Source organism: Mesorhizobium sp. LMG17149, from assembly GCF_024518695.1.
GTDB lineage: Bacteria > Pseudomonadota > Alphaproteobacteria > Rhizobiales > Rhizobiaceae > Mesorhizobium.
Genome location: NZ_JANIFL010000014.1, coordinates 220,111 through 240,580 on the forward strand (window position 1 = coordinate 220,111; position 20,470 = coordinate 240,580).

Below are 20,470 nucleotides of genomic sequence, written 5' to 3' on the forward strand. Positions count from 1 at the left end.
ATTCCAGTTGCCGAGGGACCAATGGCCGATTTCAAGAAAATTCGCGCACGCGCCGCAAAACGCAAGGGCGGCGAAGAGGAACTGACGTCGCTGCTGGGTCCGGCGCCTGACAATGCCGCCGTGGCTGACATCGCCGATGACCGCATTCTCTCTGTTATGGCCGAACGCGTCTTCGCCGCCGGTTTCGTCTGGCGCGTCATCGAGCAGAAATGGCCGGGCTTCGAGGAGGCGTTTCTGCGCTTCGAGCCGAAGCGGCTGTTGTTCCAGCCCGATGATTTCTGGCACGATCTGACGGCCGACCAGCGCATCGTGCGCAACCCGCAGAAGATCAGATCCGTGCGCGACAACGCCGCCTTCGTCGAGCGCGTGTCGAAGGAATATGGCGGCTTCGGCCAATTCCTTGCAAACTGGCCGGCGGACGACCAGGTCGGGCTGATGGCCTGGCTCGGCAAGCATGGCAGCCGGTTGGGCGGCAATACGGGCCAGTATTTCCTGCGCTGGCTGGGTTGGGATGCGTTCGTCATCTCGGGCGATATGGCCGCGGCGTTGCGCGACGCTGGCCTCGACATCGCCGAAAGCCCGACTTCGAAGAGGGACCTCGACAAGATCCAGGCACAGATCAACCAGTGGGTGGTGCAGACAGGCCTGCCGCGCCGGCATATTTCACGCATCCTGGCGATGTCGATCGGCGAGAATCATTCGCCGCAAGCGTTGCGCGAATATATGGGCGACGATTGATACCTGGTCGTCTCGCCACGATTGAAGCACGTCGATCGGTCCGCACACGATTGACGTATGTCAATCGGTCCGAATTGGTCCAAACGAACGCCATTGCCCGGGCAATTTTGCCGCGCTAAGTCAGCAGGCATGACCAAGAAGCTCGACATCCTGCGCATCGCCGTCGCCCAGCTCAATCCGACTGTCGGCGACATATCGAGCAATCTCGCCAAGGCCCGCGAGGCGAGGGCGGATGCCGCGCGCCAAGGCGCCGATCTCGTGCTCTATACCGAGCTTTTCCTCGCCGGCTACCCGCCGGAGGATCTGGTGCTGAAGCCGGCCTTTTTGAAAGCCTGCGAAAAGGCGGCACAGGACTTTGCCGCCGACACCGCGGATGGCGGTCCCGGCGTCATCATCGGCACGCCGTTGAAGCGCAAGAGCGGCACGCACAATTCGATCGTCTTCGCCGATGGCGGCAAGATCATCGCCGAACGCTACAAGCTCGATCTGCCGAACTACGGCGAGTTCGACGAGAAGCGCGTCTTCCAGGCCGGACCCGAGATCCAGGGGCCGGTCAATTTCCGCGGCGTGCGCATCGGAGTTCCGATCTGCGAGGACATCTGGGGCGATGTCGATATCTGCGAGTCGCTGGCCGAAAGCGGGGCGGAAATCCTGCTGGTGCCGAACGGCTCGCCCTATTATCGCGCCAAGATCGATGTCCGCCACCAGGTCGTCATCCGCCAGGTCATCGAATGCGGGCTGCCGATGATCTATGCCAACCAGCTTGGCGGGCAGGACGAGTTGATCTTCGACGGCGCGTCGTTTGCCATTGGCGCCGACAAGACGCTTGCCTTCCAGATGAGCCAGTTCGAGGAAGCGGTCGACATCACCACCTGGAAAAGACAAGGGGATCACTGGGTCTGTTCGGAAGGGCCGATGTCGAAAATCCCGGACCGGGAGGAGGCCGACTATCGCGCCTGCATGTTGGGCCTGCGCGACTACGTCAACAAGAACGGTTTCAAGAATGTGGTGCTTGGTCTGTCCGGCGGCATCGATTCGGCGATCTGCGCGGCGCTCGCCGTCGATGCGCTCGGCGAGGAACGCCTGCGCGCCGTCATGATGCCCTATCGCTACACCTCGAAGGACTCGCTGAAGGATGCCGAGGATTGCGCCCGGGCGCTCGGCTGCCGCTATGACATCGTGCCGATCTTCGAGCCGGTCGAAGGGTTCCTGCACGCGCTGACGCAGATGTTCGAAGGCACCAAGGAAGGCATCACCGAGGAGAATTTGCAGAGCCGCGCGCGCGGCACCATCCTGATGGCGATCTCCAACAAGTTCGGCTCGATGGTTGTCACCACGGGCAACAAGAGCGAGATGTCGGTTGGCTACGCCACGCTCTATGGCGACATGAATGGCGGCTTCAATCCGATCAAGGACCTTTACAAGATGCAGGTCTACGCGCTGTCGCGCTGGCGCAACAGCCACGTGCCGCCGGGCGCGCTCGGGCCCTCGGGCGAGGTGATCCCGAAAAACATCATCGACAAGGCGCCATCGGCGGAATTGCGCGAGAACCAGACCGACCAGGATTCGCTGCCGCCCTATCCGGTGCTGGACGACATCCTCGAATGCCTGGTGGAAAATGAGATGGGCGTCGACGACATCGTTGCGCGCGGCCATGACCGGGCGACGGTGACGCGCATCGAGCACCTGCTCTACATCGCAGAATACAAGCGACGGCAGGCGGCGCCGGGCGTGAAGATCACCAAAAAGAATTTTGGCCGCGACCGCCGCTATCCCATCACCAACCGGTTCAGGGATCGCAGCTAGGTACCGAAAGCGCGCGCGGCGGTGCGGTCGGAGACAGCCATGCCCGATTGTGAGATCAGCTTCGACATGTCACGGATCGATTTCCGTGCGACATCGGACCTGTTGATGGCAAGCTATTGGGGCGCCGGACGCACTGATGAAGTCCATCGCCGCGCCTTTGCCAATTCGCTTTGCGTCGGCGCCTATGTCGACGGCAGGCAAGTCGGCTTCGGCCGCGCGATCACCGACCGCACGGTGTTCGCCTATCTCGCCGACATCATCATCTGGCCCGGGCATCGCGGGCAAGGCATCGGCAGCCGGCTCGTCCAGGCCCTTATCGATCATCCTGAAGTCAGGACTGTTTTCCACTGGAGCCTGTCGACCAGCGACGCACACGGCGTCTATGAGAAGCTTGGGTTCAAGCCATCGACCGATGGCCGCTACATGCGCTTGGATCGCATTCCTGAATGAGGCGCGCGGCTTGCTCCGTTGTTGCAAAATAATCGCAGTGGTTGGACCAGATACACTTTTGGCGTGAACTCGTCTTGGCGATGCATCGGAGCGTCTCTATAAGGACACCTCCGCAATTGTCTTGCGGGAGGTCCGAATGGCAGTATTTCACATGGTAATGCGAGGCCGCGAAGCCTAGGTCTCATCCGGCGCTCCGCGAAGGTTTCCCCTTCGTGCCGATGCCGGACCGAGCACAGGCTTATGCCGATGCCGATCGCCGCCCGATTTGGGCGATACGCCAAATATGCCACTCCGCTTCCGGGCACTCATTGGCTCCTTGCGCGGCTTCTTCAATTTTCGACTTACTGGGATCGGGCTCGTTTGTGCCCGAATGACATCATGGCTCGTTTCAAGATCGATTTGCGCGCGAGCGCCTTTCGCAGCGTTCTTGGCTTCACGCTCACTCATTGGCGGCGCCAGCCGTGGCGGCTTTCGCTCATCATGGGCAGCTTCCTGCTGTCGACGCTGGCCGATGTGCTGACGCCGCTCTATTCCGGCCGGCTGGTCGACGCCGTCGCCAGCAGCGCCGGCGCCGACGCGATTGCCTGGAATGCCGCGCTGGTGGCGTTCTCGATGCTGATGGCGCTGGCGCTGGCCGGCGTCGTGTTGCGCAACCTGGCGTTCATGGGGATCGTCGAGCTGACGTTGAAGATGATGGCCGACATCGCCGCCGATGCTTTCCATCGCGTCCAGCGCTTTTCCACCGACTGGCATGCCAACAGCTTTGCCGGCTCGACCGTGCGCAAGGTGACGCGCGGCATGTGGGCGCTCGACCTGCTCAACGACACCATCCTCATCGCGCTGCTGCCGTCAATCGTCATGCTGGTCGGCTCGACATTGCTGCTTGGCTGGTTCTGGCCGTTGATGGGGGCGGTCGTTGCTGCCGGTTCGGTGCTGTTCATCACGGTGACGGCGCTGCTGTCGCTTGGCTATGTCGCGCCGGCGGCAAGGCTCGCCAACACGTGGGATACCCGCCTCGGCGGCTCGCTGGCCGACGCGGTCAGCTGCAACGCCGTGGTCAAGGGCTTTGGCGCCGAGGAGCGCGAAGAACGCCGACTGGCCAAGGTCGTCGCCAAATGGCGTGCGCGCACACGGCGCACCTGGGTGCGCGGCACCATCAACGGCACCACGCAAGGGGTGCTGCTGCTGGTCATGCGCGCCGCGGTGATCGGCCTGGCGCTGATGCTGTGGTCGTGGGGGCAGGCGAGCGCCGGCGACGTTGCCTTCGTGCTGACCTCGCTCTTCGTGCTGCAGGGCTATCTCAGGGATATCGGCACGCATATCCGCAATCTGCAGCGCTCCATCAACGATATGGAAGAGCTGGTCGATTTCCAGTCCGAACCGCTCGGCATCGAGGACCGGCCCGGTGCCAAGCCGATCCGGATCACCGAAGGACGGATCAGCTTTGACAACGTCACCTTTCACTATGGCCATCACCGATCGGCGCTTTACCGCGACTTTTCGGTCGATATCGCACCGGGTGAGCGCGTCGGGCTGGTCGGCCATTCGGGGTCGGGCAAGACGACCTTCGTCAAGCTTATCCAGCGGCTCTATGACGTGAATGCGGGGAAAATACTGGTCGACGGTCAGGACATCTCGCAGGTGGCGCAAGCCTCGTTGCGCGGGCAGATCGCCATCGTCCAGCAGGAGCCGATCCTGTTCCACCGGTCGCTGGCCGAAAACATCGCCTATGCCAGGCCGAGTGCGACGCAGGATGAGATCGAGCATGCCGCGAAGTTGGCGAGTGCGCATGACTTCATCACCAGCCTGCCGAAGGGCTATGGCACGCTGGTCGGCGAACGCGGCGTGAAACTGTCGGGCGGCGAACGTCAGCGCGTGGCGATCGCGCGCGCCTTCCTTGCCGATGCGCGCATCCTGATCCTCGACGAGGCGACATCGAGCCTCGATTCGGAGTCGGAGGTGCTGATCCAGCAGGCGATGGAGCGGCTGATGGTCGGCCGCACGACGCTGGTCATCGCGCACCGGCTTTCGACGGTGAGGGCGCTGGACCGGCTGCTGGTCTTCGATCGCGGCAACATCGTCGAGGAAGGCTCGCATGATGAACTGATCCGGCTGAAAGGCGGCATCTACCGCCGCCTGTTCGAGCGCCAGGCATTGGAACTGACCAAGGGACTTGTGAGCTGAATTGAGGCGGCCTTCAGCTTCGGCCGGAGGCCGCCTCTGTCCGGCACGGTCAGCCCAGCGGGCTGGAGCAGGGCATGCGATCGCAAGGCCGCGGCCAACCCGCCGATCAGCGCATCGATGCTGGCCGACTTGATTTGCCTGTGAAGCCCTGTCCGGATAGTAAGTCTTGAGACCTCTGTTCATCATACTGACCGAGATACGTTGTTTCTACCATTGGTTGATATATATCCGATGGAGGGCAACCCACGGATGTTCTTCACGATGCATCTTTCTGCAAATGCCGAGGAGAAGTTGGCTGCGCCGTCAGTGCTGGAATCTCAGCATGGCTCGGTTCGGCCGCTGGCTGCCGAAGATCTCGAGCGCGTCGCCGCACTCTTCCTGACGAAGTTTCGCCGGCGGCGGCGTCATCTCCTCGATCGCGCGATCGCGGAGACGGCCGCGTATATGAGAGAGATTTACCTCGACCCTGCCGGCCAGTCCGGGGAAAGCAACGCTCTTGTCCAGATCAACCGGCACGGTCGTCTGGGTGGGTTCCTCGGCGTTCTGAAAGCCCGCTACGAGCTCAATGGAGCGGCATTGAACGCGGCGATCATCGGGCCGCTCATGGCCGACCCCGGCACCGATGACGGCTCGGCCGGACCCCAATTGCTGCGTGCCTTGCATCAAGGCGAATTCGATCTGCAGCTGACCGATTCGGCCAACCGGACATCCTTGGCCTTCGCGCGCCCGATGAAGTACCAACTCCTTCCTGTGCATTGTCTGGGATGGACATATGTTTTCCGGCCGGCGGCGATGGCCGCCTCCGCACTGCACCGTAAATGGCCTGGCGTGCCTCGCCTTGTACTCGATCCATGCGCGAGAGCATTCGATGCTCTTGCGAAGAAAAGGTTCGAGCCCCCCGTCGTCCATTCATCGTCGCATCGCACGCACCGTGAGCCGATCGATGCCGTTCAATTTGCCGAGAAGCTGCCGACCCTCCTGTCTGGTTACGCTCTTCGGCCGAGTTGGAAGGATGGGGAACTTGCACGGCTGCTTGCGCTGGCGGCCGAGAAGCGGGCCGACGGCCCCCTTCATTTCGGTGGGACCTACGACGAAACGGGTAAAATGCTCGGTTGTTATGCCTTCTATGGTCAAGCCGGCGGCGTGGCGAACCTGTTGCAGATCCAGGCATCCGGATTGCACTGGGGCGCGACGCTGGATGCGCTTGTCGCCGCCGCATGGGAGATGGGCTGTGTGGGCATCACCGGACAGACGCAGACCAAATTCATACCTCAACTCTTTGGCTACAAGAATGTCTTCTTCCGCTATGCCGGGGGAACAATGGTCCGCTCGCGGATCGCCGAGGTCACGGAAGCGGTCCGCTCCGGCGACATCTTTATCGGTGGATTGGTGGGCGACCGCTGGACCCGCCTCAGTTCCGATGATTTCGGCCGCTGATCGCCTTCAAGCGCTACAAACTTGGGTTAATGGGTTCCTTCTGAGCCTTCGCCGACGCGTTGGCTGACGGAGCATCAAACGAAAAACCCGCCTGTGCGGCGGGTCGCTGGCGCAAATCAGCACCATAGCCAAATATGTACCATAGCTGAGGGCACTGAGTCAAGAAAAAATTCCTATCATGAAAAGCTTCCGGCACAAAATGGGCACCGCCGGCCTGGGCGCCGTCGGAGCGTCCACCGCCGGTCTTTTCATTCCAGCCGCCATGTTCTATGTCTGCCGGCCAGCGCGGGGGCGCGTCTTGTCAACCACAAAAGCATCCGGTACGCCCCGTTCATGACAGTTACCGTTCGTTTCGCCCCGTCGCCGACCGGCCGCATTCACATCGGCAATGCGCGCACGGCTCTGTTCAACTGGCTGTTTGCCATGAACAACAAGGGCCGATTCATCCAGCGCTTCGACGACACCGACATTGCGCGCTCGAAGCAGGAGTTTTCCGACGCCATCCTCTACGACCTGCATTGGTTGGGCATTTTTCCCGACGCCACCGAGTACCAGTCGCGGCGCTTCGATATCTATGACGCGGCGGTCGAGAGGTTGAAGGCGGCAGGCGTTCTCTATGCCTGCTATGAAACGCCGGAGGAACTCGATCTCAGGCGCAAGGTGCGCCGCACGCGCGGCCTGCCACCGGTCTATGGTCGCGAGGCGTTGACCCTGACGCACGAGCAGATCGCCGAATACCAGGCCGATGGCCGCAGGCCGCACTGGCGGTTTCTCCTCCCCAATTTCTCAGGCGATCCACAACAGCCGGAACGCACCGAAATGCACTGGTACGACCTGGTGCGGGGTGAGGAAACCGTCGATCTGGCCTCGCTTTCCGACCCGGTCCTTGTGCGCGAGGACGGCACCTATCTCTATACGCTGCCTTCCGTCGTCGACGACATCGAGATGGGCGTCAGCCATGTCATCCGGGGCGACGACCACGTCACCAACACCGGCGTGCAGATCGCCCTGTTCCAGGCGCTGGCTGCCGAGCCGCCAGTGTTCGGCCACCATAATCTCCTGACCACCGCATCGGGCGAGGGCTTGTCGAAGCGCACCGGCGCACTCTCGATCGAAAGCCTGCGCGAGGACGGCATCGAGCCGATGGCCGTCGCATCATTGGCCGTCCTGGTAGGCACTTCGGAGAATGTCGCGGCGGTGCCGACGATGGGCGAACTCGCCGAACGCTTCGATCCGGCGGCGACATCGAAATCCGCCGCCAAGTTCGATCCGGACGAGCTGTTCGTGCTCAACCGGTCGCTGCTGCACCACATGCCGTTTGCCGAGGCACAAGACCGTCTGATCGTGCTCGGCGTCTCCGGCGAGCAGGCCGAACCGTTCTGGCTGGCGGTGCGCGGCAATCTCGACAGGCTGGCCGATGCGGTCAACTGGTGGCGTATCCTGCGCGACGGACCGCAGGAGAAGCCGGAATTTTCCGATGACGACCGCGATTTCCTTCGACAGGCCTTCGATCTGCTGCCGGAGGAACCCTGGAGCGCGACGATCTGGAAGGACTGGACGGGCAAGATCAGGGAAGCGACCGGCCGCAAGGGCAAGGCGTTGTTCATGCCGCTCAGAGCAGCCCTTACCGGACTGCCTTCGGGGCCGGAGCTTGCAGATCTATTGCCGCTGATGGGTCGGGAAGGAACGTTGGCCCGACGACCCTGACCTTGCGCTGTTCCGGCGGCAGCGCGGACACCGGCGACGTCACCGGCTTGGCGGAAACCCGCTTGATCGTCTCGCGGTCGAGCCCGCCTTCCTGATTGGCCAGCGTTTCGGGATCGGCACCTGGATCCGGTTTGGAGATCGGCACCGGAATGAACGGTGCGGAGTCCGTCTCGGGTTGCAACTGTTCCGGATTCGGCGGGTTGCCGGCGATGATCTGAAAACCCTGCGCGGCGGCGTTGCAGCCGCAAGCCGGCGGCCGCGACATATCGGGCTGCTTGTAGAGATAGGCGGTCGGCAATTCGCTGTAGGGCCGGCCGGTGACGGATGACGTCATCGAGGCCGAATCGTCGTCCATGCCGCGCGAATAGAAAACCTGCATCTCGGTGCCGGGGCAGCTCGATTCGCAATTCTTCTGGTCACGTTCGAAATCGCCTGCCGAGGCTGAGTTCGACATCGGGAAGAAGTAGCCGTCGCAGGTGCGCACACAGGAAGTGTGGAACTCACCGCCGACGCTCGGAAAATCGGGTATGCCGGGCTGGTTGAGCACACGGCGGACATTGCGCTCCTCGCCGGGATCGTCGGGCTGGTTGGGCTCATCAAGCATATCGAGCTGCTGGCTGTTGCCGCCAAAAAGCTGATCGAACAGGTTTGCGCTGCCGCCGTCGCGGTTGGCTTCCTGCAAAGGCGCACGCCGAGGCGCAACGGCGTCGTCGCGGCAGCCATTGGCGTCAAGCGCCGCCAGGATGCGTCCGCGGTCGCGGCGCGAGCCGCCGCCGGCCAGCCGCTCGCGCTTGTTCTGCAAGGCGTCGAGATTGGCATTCATGCGATCGATGGTGGCGTTCAGCCCGGCGCATTGATTGAGGTTGCGGCCAAACAGCGAAAAGCCGCACCCGGCCCGGCTCGCTTGGCCGCGGGCTTTCGAAATCTGCTCATGCTGCCTGGCAATTGCGGAATCGTATTTCCGGATCAGCGCCGGACCGCCACCGCCGCCGCGCGAGGACGCGGCAAGATCGGCTTCCAGCTGGCGGCAGACCCGCGAGGCGGCCTGTGGCTCGGCCACCCCCCAGGTTGCGGACAACAAGAGGCCAAGCAGCACGGCAGCATGCGCCTGCTTCCACCCTCCGCTTGCCATCCGCCCAAACTCCGCCTGCCAAATCCCGACTGTTAGCCCCGCAAGGCTACCGTGTTCGCGGTTAACTGCAGTTTACCGCGAAATCCGTGTTCAGCCCAGATTGACCACCGCCTGTGCCTTGTGGGCGGCTTCCACGACGGCAAGCGCCGTCATGTTGACGACGCCGCGCGAGGTGACCGACGGCGTCAATATATGCGCCGGCATGTCCGTGCCGAGCAGGATCGGCCCCACGTGTAGCGCATCCATCATGGTCCTGAGCGCCGTCAGCGTGATGTTGGCCGAATCGAGATTGGGGAACACCAGCAAATTGGCTTCGCCCTTCAGCCGTGAATGCGGATAGACGCGCTGGCGCAGATGCTCCGACAGAGCGGAATCGGCGTGCATCTCGCCATCGCATTCCAGCTCTGGGGCAATGCGCGCCAGGATCGCCGCCGCTTGCCGCATCTTCAGGGCACTGGGCGAATCGCGCGAGCCGAAATCCGAATGCGAGAGCAGCGCTGCCTTCGGCTCGATGCCGAAGCGCTGGATTTCTTCCGCCGCCAGCACCGTCATCTCAGCGATTTCTTCCGCCGTCGGGTCGACGGAGACATGCGTGTCGGTCAGGAAGATGATGCCGCGCTGCGAGATCAGCATGGAGAGCGTCGACAGGTCGCGATCCTTGACGCCGGTGCGCGGGCCGATGATCAAGGTGACGTTGCGCAGATGCCGCTCGAAGCGCCCTTCAAGGCCGCAGACCATGGCGTCGGCATCGCCGCGTTTCAGCGCAAGTGCTGCGATCACCGTGTTGTCGGTGCGGACCATGGTGCGCGCGGCTTCCGTCGTGACGCCCCGCCGGCCGGCGAGTTCGATCAAAAGGTCGACATAATGGCGGTAGCGCGGATCGTCTTCCGGGTTGATCAGGCCGAAATCGACACCGGGCTTGATGCGCAAGCCGTAGCGCTTCAGGCGCACCTCGATGACGTGCGGCCGGCCGATCAGGATCGGCTCGGCGATGCCTTCTTCGAGCACCACCTGGGCGGCGCGCAACACGCGCTCATCCTCGCCGTCGGCATAGATGACGCGCTTGGCGCTCGATGCCTTGGCGGACGAGAACACCGGCTTCATCACCAGGCCGGAGCGGAAGACGAAGCGGTTCAGCTTGTCGATATAGGCGGCGAAATCGGTGATCGGCCGCGTCGCGACACCGGTGTCGCAGGCCGCCTTGGCGACCGCGGGCGCTATGCGCAGGATCAGGCGTGGATCGAAGGGCGAAGGGATCAGGAATTCAGGGCCGAAGATCGGCGTCTCGCCGGAATAGGCGCGGGCAGCGACATCTGAAGGTTCCTCGCGGGCAAGGGCTGCGATGGCGCGGACCGCCGCCATCTTCATCTCCTCGTTGATAGCGCTGGCACCACAGTCGAGCGCGCCGCGGAAGATGTAAGGAAAACACAGTACGTTGTTGACCTGATTGGGAAAATCGGACCTGCCTGTGCAGATCATCGCATCGGGACGCGCCGCACGCGCCGTTTCCGGCATGATCTCCGGATTGGGGTTGGCCAGCGCCAGGATCAGCGGTTTTGGCGCCATGTGCTCAAGCAGTTCCGGCTTCAGCACGCCTGCCGCCGAGAGGCCGAGGAAGACATCGGCGCCCGATATGACGTCGGCCAGCGTGCGCGCCTCGGTGTCCTTCACATAAGGGTCTTTCCAGCGATCCATCTCGTCGACGCGGCCCTTGTAGGCGACGCCGAAACGGTCGGTGACCCAGATGTTTTCGACCTTGGCGCCGAGCGAGACCAGCAGGTTGAGACAAGCAAGGGCGGCAGCCCCGGCGCCGGAGGTGACGATCTTGATGTCCGATATGGTCTTGCCGGCGAATTCCAGCCCGTTGAGCACGGCGGCAGCGACGATGATGGCGGTGCCATGCTGGTCGTCGTGGAACACCGGTATCTTCATGCGCGCCTTCAACTGTTCCTCGACCTCGAAGCATTCCGGTGCCTTGATGTCTTCGAGGTTGATGCCGCCGAAAGTCGGCTCCAGCGCCGAGATCGTCTCGACCATGCGCTCGATCCCCGGCGCGTCGATCTCTATGTCGAAGACATCGATGCCGGCGAACTTCTTGAACAGGACGGCCTTGCCTTCCATCACCGGCTTGGAGGCCAGCGGGCCGATATTGCCGAGGCCGAGCACCGCCGATCCGTTGGTGACGACGCCGACCAGATTGGCGCGTGCGGTGTAGTCGGCGGCGGTCGCCGGGTCGTCGCGGATTTCCAGGCAAGGGGCGGCGACGCCAGGCGAATAGGCGAGCGCGAGGTCGCGCTGATTGCCGAGCGGCTTGGTCGCCTGGATCTCGAGTTTGCCCGGCCTTGGGTGCTTGTGGAAGTAGAGGGCGGCTTCGTCGAGGTCCGAACGTGCCGTCTTTTTGCTCTCGCCTTCCATGCGGCCGCTCCCTCGAAATCTGGCTGGAGATTCCCTTTTAGCATGCAGCCGTGGTTTTTCGCGACGCTAATTGACGCGCCGGCAGCTTTACCCGGCGGCGCGTAGAAAGTCGCTAATGATCAAATGCTTATGCCGATTCTCTAACGGACGGCTCCTACAGTTTCACGGACAAGTTGATCAAAAGGCGCTGACGTAGAGACCACCATCGACCGGTATGTTCTGCCCGGTCAGATAGCCCGCATGGACCGAGCACAGGAAGGCGCAGATCTGGCCGAATTCTTCCGGCGTGCCGAGCCGCTTGGCCGGAACGTCGGCGCTGATGCGGGTCTTGCGCGCGGCCGCGGCCTCAGGGCTTTCTACGCTGCCGGCTTCATGCGGGCCGCGCAGCCGGTCGGTGTCGAGCTTGCCCGGCAAAAGACTGTTGATCGTCACGTTGCGGTCGATCACCGTTCTGGCCACGCCGGCAAGAAACGAGGTCAGGCCGGCGCGCGCGCCGGACGACAGGTCGAGGCCGGGAATGGGCACATAGACCGACAGCGATGTGATGTTGACGATGCGGCCGAAGCCGCGCGCCGCCATGCCGTCAAGGACAGCCTGGACCAGCTCGATCGGCGTCACCATGTTCTGGGTGACGCCTTCGAGGATCTTTTCGCGATCGAGCGTGCGGAAATCGCGAAGCGGCGGGCCGCCATTGTTGTTGACCAGGATATCCGGCTCGGGACAGGCCGCGAGCAGCGCCTTCTGCACCTCCGGCTTCGAAACGTCGCCGACGACTTCCGTCACCGTGACGCCATATCGCTCGCGCAACTCCGCGGCGGTTTTCGCCACCAGTTCGGCGTTGCGCCCGTTGACCACGACATCGCAGCCGGCCTCGGCCAGCGCCATGGCGCAACCGCGCCCAAGTCCCTTGCTCGAAGCGCAGATGATGGCCTTCTTTCCGCGGATACCGAGATCCATGACGATTTCTCCTGTGATTTGGCCGGCAAGCTAGTCCTTCGGCTGGACCAATCGCAACCGTCATACGGTTGTTGCATGAATCGGGGCATAGGCTCCCGAAAGCAACGGTGAAATCGCGATGTCCGGCCAAGAGCCCCGCACTTTCCGCAGCATGTTCATTTCCGATGTCCATCTGGGCTCGAAGGCGGCCAAGGCCGAGTTCCTGATCGATTTCCTTCGATATCACGATGCCGATATCATCTATCTGGTGGGCGACATCGTCGACGGCTGGCGGCTGCGGCGGAGCTGGCACTGGCCGCAAAGCCACAATGACGTCGTGCAGAAACTGCTGCGCAAGGCGCGCAAGGGCGCCAACATCACCTACATCGCCGGCAACCATGACGAGTTCGCCCGCCAGTTCCAGGGCGTGCATTTCGGCGGCATCGTTGTCGCCGACCGTGCCATCCACGAGACCGCCGACGGCAAGCGCCTGCTCGTCATCCATGGCGACCAGTTCGACACCGTGGTCCACAATGCGCGCTGGCTGGCCTATCTCGGCGACCATGCCTATGACGCGGCCATGCTGGTCAATCGGGTGGTGACGCGGCTGCGGCAACTGCTCGGCCTGCCGTATTGGTCGTTTTCGTCCTGGGCCAAGCACAACGTCAAGAAAGCGGTGAACTTCATCGGCTCGTTCCAGACCATGCTTGCGGATGAGGCGCGTCGTTCACACGTCGACGGCGTCATTTGCGGCCACATCCATCATGCCGTCATCGAGAATTTTGGCGATGTCCAGTACATCAACACCGGCGACTGGGTGGAAAGCTGCACGGCCGTGGTCGAGCATTTTGACGGCCGCATGGAAATCCTGACCTGGGCGCAGGTGCTGCCAGAAGCGCCGGACGAGCCCTTTGTCCCGTTGCTCATCGCGGACCGGGTAGGGCAGGCGGCATAGTCCGAAGTCTTTTTCGGGCTTCGGAATCGATCAATTTAGTCCAACCGGTTTCGTCCGGTTTTCGTCCATGTTAAGGGATCGATACGCGTTACCGTCCGGTCGAATACAGCGCGATTGGATCGATTCATGGCCCTGCCGCAGCTCTCGCCCGAACAACTCGTCAAGCCGCGCCATTTCGAACTGCGCATGAGCCTGATCTTCGCGACGCTGTACGTGCCGCTCGGAACGCATTTGCCTTATTTTCCACTGTGGCTGCAGGCCAAGGGTTTTCACGCCGAGCAGATCGCCGTCATTCTGGCGGCGCCGATGTTCCTGCGCGTGGTGACGACGCCGTTGCTGACCGCGCTGGCCGACCGTGCCAGGGACCGCGCCGATGTCTATGTCGCGCTGATGGCTGCATCACTGCTCCTGTCGGCAGGCTATTTCCTGCCACCGACCTATGCGATGGTGCTGGCGGTCTCATTGGCGCTGACCATTGTTTGGACGCCGCATTCGCCGATCGCCGATTCGCTGGCGCTTTCGGGTGTCCGCCGCTTCGGTTCGAACTACACAAGCATGCGCAAATGGGGCTCGATCTCCTATCTCTGCGCCAATGTCGCCGGCGGTTTCATTCTGTCGGCAACCGGCTCGCAGGCCGTTCCGGTTATCATTCTGGCGGCGTTTGCCGCGGCCCTTGCCGCTGGCCTGCTGGCGCCCCGTCTAGGCCGTCCGCGGCGCGCCTCACCGCTGTCGGCCACCGATATCCAGCATTCGGCGCCGAAGCTTCTCAACCCGTATTTCCTGTATTTTTCCGTCGGCGTCGGCGTCATCACCGCCAGCCACGCATTCCTATACGGTTTCGTCTCCATCTACTGGAAATCGATCGGCCTCAGCGATTCGGTTGTCGGTCTCTTATGGGCTTGGGGCGTGGTGTCGGAAGTCTGCATGTTCATGATGTTCACCCGCTTTTTTGACCGGTTCTCCGTCGTGTCGATCATGGTGATGGCGGGGATCGGCTCCATCGTGCGCTGGATCGCCTTTCCGCTGGTCTGGCCGCTCGGCCTCGGCATTCCCGGTTTCTTCGGTGTCCAGTCGCTGCACTCGGTCTCGGTGGCGCTTGGGCTGATCGGCCTGCAGAAGATGATCGGCGAAACCGTCTCCGAGGAGCGGACAGGTGCCGCGCAAGGCATTGCCTATTTCTCCAACGGCTTCTTCATGGCGGTGGTGACGCTGGCGTCCGGCCCGCTCTACGACCATCTCGGCGTGGACGGCTTCTTTGCCATGATCCCGATCGCCTTGATCGGCCTCGTGCTGATCGGCCTTGCAGCGCGCTCAGCCCCACAGCGCCACATCGGGCGGTGACACCATCGATCCCTGGTAGACAAGGCCCGGTACCCGGTCGCGGGCAAGCAGCAGCGGACCGTCGAGGTCGACGAAATCGGCATGCTGGGCAAGCAGCACCGCTGGCGCCATCGCCAATGACGTGCCGACCATGCAGCCGACCATCACGCCGAAACCGAGTTCGCGGGCGCGATCGCGCAGCACCAGTGCCGCAGTCAGGCCCCCCGACTTGTCGAGCTTGATGTTGACGGCATCGTAGAGACCGACAAGCGCTTCGAGATTCTCAGCCTCGTGCACGCTTTCATCGGCGCAGATCGGCACGGGATGGGCGATATGGCGCAGGATTTCGTCATGACCGGCCGGCAGCGGCTGCTCGATCAGCGCGATGCCTTGTTCGGCGGCAAAGGCTAGGTTCGCAACGATGTTGTCGTCGCTCCAGCCCTCATTGGCGTCGAGGATGATGCGGCTGTCTGGCGCTGCCTGCCTGACCGCGCGGATGCGGGCGATGTCGTTGTCGCCGCCGATCTTGACCTTGAGCAGCGGCCGCGCCGCATTGGCGCGAGCCTGCGCCGCCATCGCCTCCGGCTCGCCCAGCGACAGCGTGTAGGCGGTTTCGAGCGCCTGCAAGGGAAGAGCACCTATCGCGACTGCTACCGAGGTTCCGCTGAGCTTTGCCTCCAGGTCCCACAGGGCGCAGTCTATGGCGTTGCGGGCGGCTCCGGCCGGCATGGCATCGAGCAAGGCGGTCCGGCTGATGCCACCGGCGATCCGGCCGCGCATGGCCTCGATCGCGTCCCGCACGCCCTCCATGGTCTCGCCATAGCGCTTGTAGGGGACGCATTCGCCACGGCCGAGGTGGCCGCCCTCGCCGATCGTGCAGGAGATCACCTCGGCTTCGGTCTTGGAACCTCGCGAAATGGTGAAGGTTCCGGCGATGGGAAAACGCTCGGCCTCGACCGAAATGACACGCGCCATATTTTTCTGCTCCTGCTGTGCGACAAGCGTTGTCGGCAAATCGACAGGTCAGACCCGTCAGGCTAAACAGGACGCCATGTTGACCATCGGCAAGCGCGACGCAAGCGGCACGACCGCAGGGGAGGCTGACCACGAACCGCGCGTGGCGATCGGCGAGGAGGACGGCGTTCTTGGCTGCGCTTTCTCCGGAATCTGGACCACAAGGACCGTCGCGCTCATCGACGCCGACATGCGCAAGATCGAAAAGCGAAGCGGCTTCAAAACCTTGGCGCTCGATGTTTCCAAGATCGAGAAGATGGACACCGCCGGCGCCTGGCTGATCGACCGGCTGGTCAGCGCCTTCGAGAAGAAGGGCGTCGAGATCCAGATGCAAGGCCAGAGCGAGATCGCTTCGATCCTGCTCGAAGCTGTCGGCGAGGCCGTGCGGCGCGAACCCGAATCCGGCCCGGCGCGGCCGCCCAACATCGTCATTCGCGCGCTGGAGGCGGTTGGCCGCCGGGTCTACGAGATGCGCGACGATTTTCTCGCCTCGATGAACATCCTCGGCGCCACCATCCGTGGCGCGCAGATGAAGCTCGGCCGTGGCCATGCCGTCAACCCGGCGGCGATTTTCAACCAGATCGACCGCATGGGCGTCGGCGCCATTCCGGTGGTGGTGCTGATGTCGGCGATCGTCGGCGCCATCGTTGCCCAGCAAGGCGCCTATCAGCTCAGCTATTTCGGCGCCGATATCTTCGTCGTCGACCTGGTCGGCGTGCTGATCCTGCGCGAGCTTGGCGTGCTGATGACGGCAATCATGATCGCCGGCCGCTCCGGCAGCGCGATCACTGCCGAGATCGGCTCGATGAAGATGCGCGAGGAGGTCGACGCGCTGAAGGTCATCGGGCTCAACCCGATCGGCGTCCTGGTCTTTCCCCGGCTCGTGGCGCTGGTCATCGCCTTGCCGTGCCTGACCATCATCGCCAATTTCGCCGCACTCGGCGGCGGCATACTGGCTGCCTGGCTCTATTCCGACATCCCGCCCGCCGCCTTCATCGACCGGTTGCGCGTCGCCATCGATCTCAGCACCATCTTTGCCGGCCTGATCAAGGCGCCGTTCATGGCCATGATCATCGGCACGATTGCCTCGGTCGAAGGCATGAAGGTCGGCGGCAGCGCCGAATCGCTCGGCCAGCATGTTACCGCTTCGGTTGTGAAGTCGATCTTCGTCGTCATCATCCTCGACGGACTTTTTGCCATGTTCTACGCAGCGATCGAGTTCTGAGATGAAGCTGCGAAACAGGAAAAGGGCGGGCGCATTGGCGGATGAGGCGGGCGAGGGCGACATCGTGCTATCCGCGCACGACATCAGCGTGTCCTTCGCCGACAAGCTTATCCTCGACAGACTGTCGCTCGACATAAGGCGCGGCGAAATCCTTGGATTTGTCGGTGCCTCGGGTGCTGGTAAATCCGTTCTGCTGCGCACCATTCTCGGCCTGACGCGCAAGCAGTCGGGTACGATCAAGCTGTTCGGCGTCGATGTCGAGAAAGCTGATGATGCCGAGCGTCTTCGCATCGACATGCGACTTGGCGTGCTGTTCCAGCACGGCGCGCTGTTCTCGGCGCTGACAGTGCAGGAAAACGTCCAGGTGCCGATGCGCGAATATCTCGACCTGCCGCGAAAGCTGATGGACGAACTGGCGATGCTCAAGATCGAGCTGGTCGGGCTGCCGCCCGATGCAGCGCAGAAATTCCCGTCCGAACTGTCCGGCGGCATGATCAAGCGCGCCGCGCTGGCCCGGGCGCTCGCGCTCGATCCCGACATCGTCTTCCTCGACGAGCCGACATCGGGCCTCGATCCGATCAGCGCGGCGGAGTTCGACGAGCTGGTGGTCAAGCTGCGCGATACGATGGATCTGACCGTCTACATGGTGACGCACGATCTCGACACGCTGTTCACCGCTTGCGACCGGGTGGCCGTGCTCGGCAAGAAGAAAGTGCTGGTCGAAGGCACCATCGACGACATGCTGAAGAGCGAGGAACCGTGGGTAAAGTCCTATTTCCGCGGAAAACGCGCCCGGCAACTTGATCTTGCGGCGCGCGCATAGCCATAAGTGGGACAATGGAAACTAGAGCCAACTACGTCATTGTCGGCATCTTCACGCTGGCTGCGATCCTGGCGGCGTTTGCCTTCGTCTATTGGACGGCGGCCATCGGCGACAAGGGCGAGACGACGTTGCTGCGCGTGCGCATTCCGGGCTCTGCGTCCGGGCTTGGCCGCGGCAGTTTCGTGCTGTTCAACGGCGTCAAGGTCGGCGACGTCAAGCGCGTCTATATCGACGTCGACAATCCGACGGTTGCCATCGCCGATACCGAGATCGACCGCATGACGCCGATCACCAAATCGACGCAAGCCGATATCGGGCTTGCCGGCCTGACCGGGCAGGCCAACATCGAGCTCAAGGGCGCCGACCCCAAGGAAGTGAAACTCCTCGACCAGGCGGAAAAGGAAGGCAAGGTCGCCGAGATCGTCGCCAACCCGTCGGCGGTGACCAACCTCTTGCAGACGGCGCAGAATATCTTCACCCGCGCCGACAAGGTGCTGACCGAGCTCGAAGGCTTCACCAGGGACGTTCGCGGGCCGCTGACGCAGACCGTCCAGAATGTTCAGACCTTCTCCGATGCGCTGGCCAAGAATTCGGATGGCATCGACAAATTCCTGTCCGCCGCCAGCACGCTGGCGGATGAGCTTAAAGGCGTTTCCGGCAAACTCGACGGCACGCTGAAAGCAGCCGAAGGCCTTCTCAACGCCGTCGACAAGGACAAGATCAAGAGCATCGTCGCCAATGTCGACGCGGTAACCGGTAACCTCAAGGAGACGTCGAAGCAGCTCGACGGCGTAATCAAGAACGTCGATACGGCCGTGGGGTCGGTCAACGATTTCGCCAAGCAGACGCAAGGCACGCTGGCCAAGGTCGACAACGTGCTCGACGGTATCGATCCCGCACAAGTGCGCTCGGCGCTCGCCAACATCCAAAAGGCCAGCGAGAGCGCCGACAAGGCCGCCGCCGACATCGCGGAGGTGACCCACAAGTTCGCCAACCGGGCCGACGACATCGACCAGACGATCAAGGACGCAAAGCAGCTCGCGCAACGGCTCAACGATGCCTCGGTACGCGTCGATGGCATTCTTGCCAAGGTCGATACCTTGCTCGGGTCGGGGCAGGCCGACGGCTTGATGGCCGATGCCAGGAACACGCTTAAGTCGTTCAAGCAGGTGGCCGACACGCTGAATTCGCGCCTTGGCGTCATCACCGACAATCTGGCGCGCTTCTCGGGACAGGGGCTTTCGAATGTCGAGGCTTTGGTGCAGGACAGCCGCCGTTCGATCAGCCGCATCGAGGAGGCGGTGACCGATCTCAGCCGCAATCCGCAGCGCATCCTTTCGGGTGGCGACGGCGAGGTTCGGCAATTCGATGGCAGGGCGCGGCGTTGACTTCGGCGACGGCGCGCCCCAGAAACATGAGCCGCGAAAGCGGGTCGATCTTACGATCCGGGGACAACGGGGATCGCGCGTGAAGTCTGTGTGGGTGAAAACGGGCGGGTTGACATCGGCTGCGGCACTGCTTGCCTTGACGCTGGCCGGCTGCGCGGCGTTGGGCGGCAAGCCCGCGCCGCTCGATACGTTCGAACTGTCGGCGCCTTCGGTCGACGCGCATGGCCATAGCCGCCGCCAGATCCTGATCGCGCAGCCGTCGGCGCTCAAGGCGCTGGACAGCCAGAATATCGTCATCAAGCCGTCGGATCGGTCGATCCAGTATCTCAAGGGCGCGCAATGGGCCGACCGGCTGCCGCTGATCGTGCAGGCGCGGCTGGCCGAGACCTTCCAGCGTTCAGGCAGCTTTGCCGGCGTCGGGAAGCCGGGCGAGGGCCTGGCGATCGACTATCAGGTGATCGTCGAAATCCGGTCCTTCGAGGTGCGTGTCGACGGCGGCGAACATGCCGAGGTCGATCTGTTCGTGCGGATCCTGAACGATCGCAACGGCGAGGTCCGTGCCTCCAAGAGCTTCACCGCAGCCGCACCCGTCTCGGGCAGCGGCAATCCTGCCTATGTCAGCGCGCTCGACAAGGCGTTCGGCGACGCCGCCGGGCAAATCGTGCGCTGGACGGATTCGGTGATCTGAGCCGGCCGAGCTTTCAAAGCGATCGTGCGTCGCGTTGAAACCACGTCGCACAGCGCATCGACTTAAAGATCTTTGGTTTGCGCCGCCCCTTGTATCTGCACGAGATGATTATGTGCGATGGAAGCGATTGAGCCTCGGGCCGATGGCCATCCGGCCCGAGGCTTGGCGAAGTCGCCCGCTGCCCCTCCGGCTACAACCGTCAATGAGCTTGGGATCTTCGCCTTTGTCACGCACGACCGAATAGTCGCTTGG

The 20,470-nt window shown here is 62.9% G+C and carries 16 protein-coding genes; 12 read left to right on the forward strand and 4 right to left on the reverse strand.

The window, feature by feature from the left end:
* Nucleotides 1-21: 21 nt before the first annotated feature.
* The 6 genes from NP945_RS28640 (at nt 22) to gltX (ending at nt 8,322) form a co-directional block, all read left to right on the forward strand.
* A complete protein-coding gene (locus NP945_RS28640; RefSeq protein WP_127268644.1) occupies nt 22-738 on the forward strand; it encodes a DNA-3-methyladenine glycosylase I in 717 nt (238 codons plus the stop codon).
* Nucleotides 739-867: 129 nt separating this feature from the next.
* Nucleotides 868-2,544: an NAD+ synthase gene (locus tag NP945_RS28645; protein ID WP_256748193.1), complete on the forward strand. Its 1,677-nt coding sequence runs from the start codon at nt 868-870 to the stop codon at nt 2,542-2,544.
* 39 nt (nt 2,545-2,583) lie between these two features.
* Nucleotides 2,584-2,994: a GNAT family N-acetyltransferase gene (locus NP945_RS28650; protein WP_127268639.1), complete on the forward strand. Its 411-nt coding sequence runs from the start codon at nt 2,584-2,586 to the stop codon at nt 2,992-2,994.
* Between the two features lie 378 nt (nt 2,995-3,372).
* Nucleotides 3,373-5,178: an ABC transporter ATP-binding protein gene (locus NP945_RS28655; RefSeq protein ID WP_256748194.1), complete on the forward strand. Its 1,806-nt coding sequence runs from the start codon at nt 3,373-3,375 to the stop codon at nt 5,176-5,178.
* Between the two features lie 249 nt (nt 5,179-5,427).
* On the forward strand, nt 5,428-6,615 hold the full coding sequence (locus NP945_RS28660) for a hypothetical protein (protein ID WP_256748195.1): 1,188 nt from the start codon (nt 5,428-5,430) through the stop codon (nt 6,613-6,615).
* Nucleotides 6,616-6,948: 333 nt separating this feature from the next.
* Nucleotides 6,949-8,322: a glutamate--tRNA ligase gene (gene gltX, locus NP945_RS28665; RefSeq protein ID WP_256748196.1), complete on the forward strand. Its 1,374-nt coding sequence runs from the start codon at nt 6,949-6,951 to the stop codon at nt 8,320-8,322.
* On the opposite strand, the gene NP945_RS28670 is transcribed toward gltX, so the two are convergent.
* The 3 genes from NP945_RS28670 to NP945_RS28680 form a co-directional block, all read right to left on the reverse strand.
* The gene (locus NP945_RS28670; RefSeq protein WP_256748197.1) at nt 8,240-9,454 is read right to left on the reverse strand and encodes a DUF2865 domain-containing protein; all 1,215 of its coding nucleotides are present in this window, start codon (nt 9,452-9,454) and stop codon (nt 8,240-8,242) included. The genes gltX and NP945_RS28670 overlap by 83 nt on opposite strands.
* Before the next feature lie 90 nt (nt 9,455-9,544).
* Nucleotides 9,545-11,869: an NADP-dependent malic enzyme gene (locus tag NP945_RS28675; RefSeq protein ID WP_256748198.1), complete on the reverse strand. Its 2,325-nt coding sequence runs from the start codon at nt 11,867-11,869 to the stop codon at nt 9,545-9,547.
* Between the two features lie 177 nt (nt 11,870-12,046).
* Nucleotides 12,047-12,826, reverse strand: coding sequence for an SDR family oxidoreductase (locus NP945_RS28680; protein ID WP_256748199.1), 780 nt, complete (start codon nt 12,824-12,826; stop codon nt 12,047-12,049).
* 118 nt (nt 12,827-12,944) lie between these two features.
* Here NP945_RS28680 and NP945_RS28685 point away from each other — a divergent pair, with 118 nt between their 5' ends.
* Nucleotides 12,945-13,760 (forward strand): UDP-2,3-diacylglucosamine diphosphatase, encoded by an 816-nt coding sequence (locus NP945_RS28685; RefSeq protein WP_127272349.1) that lies wholly within the window; start codon nt 12,945-12,947, stop codon nt 13,758-13,760.
* Between the two features lie 126 nt (nt 13,761-13,886).
* On the forward strand, nt 13,887-15,101 hold the full coding sequence (locus NP945_RS28690; protein WP_127810521.1) for an MFS transporter: 1,215 nt from the start codon (nt 13,887-13,889) through the stop codon (nt 15,099-15,101).
* Here NP945_RS28690 and dgcA read toward each other — a convergent pair.
* Nucleotides 15,072-16,055 (reverse strand): N-acetyl-D-Glu racemase DgcA, encoded by a 984-nt coding sequence (gene dgcA, locus NP945_RS28695; protein ID WP_127382672.1) that lies wholly within the window; start codon nt 16,053-16,055, stop codon nt 15,072-15,074. The genes NP945_RS28690 and dgcA overlap by 30 nt on opposite strands.
* Before the next feature lie 76 nt (nt 16,056-16,131).
* Here dgcA and NP945_RS28700 point away from each other — a divergent pair, with 76 nt between their 5' ends.
* From NP945_RS28700 to NP945_RS28715, 4 genes are read left to right on the forward strand one after another with little or no spacing between them, the layout of a single operon-like run.
* The gene (locus NP945_RS28700; protein WP_023810578.1) at nt 16,132-17,319 is read left to right on the forward strand and encodes an ABC transporter permease; all 1,188 of its coding nucleotides are present in this window, start codon (nt 16,132-16,134) and stop codon (nt 17,317-17,319) included.
* 1 nt (nt 17,320) lies between these two features.
* Complete coding sequence (locus NP945_RS28705) at nt 17,321-18,142, forward strand: ABC transporter ATP-binding protein (RefSeq protein WP_127810519.1); 822 nt, start codon at nt 17,321-17,323, stop codon at nt 18,140-18,142.
* Between the two features lie 14 nt (nt 18,143-18,156).
* On the forward strand, nt 18,157-19,530 hold the full coding sequence (locus tag NP945_RS28710; protein WP_256748200.1) for an MlaD family protein: 1,374 nt from the start codon (nt 18,157-18,159) through the stop codon (nt 19,528-19,530).
* The gene (locus NP945_RS28715; RefSeq protein WP_256748201.1) at nt 19,511-20,218 is read left to right on the forward strand and encodes an ABC-type transport auxiliary lipoprotein family protein; all 708 of its coding nucleotides are present in this window, start codon (nt 19,511-19,513) and stop codon (nt 20,216-20,218) included. The genes NP945_RS28710 and NP945_RS28715 overlap by 20 nt, the downstream gene beginning before the upstream one ends.
* Nucleotides 20,219-20,470 lie beyond the last annotated feature (252 nt).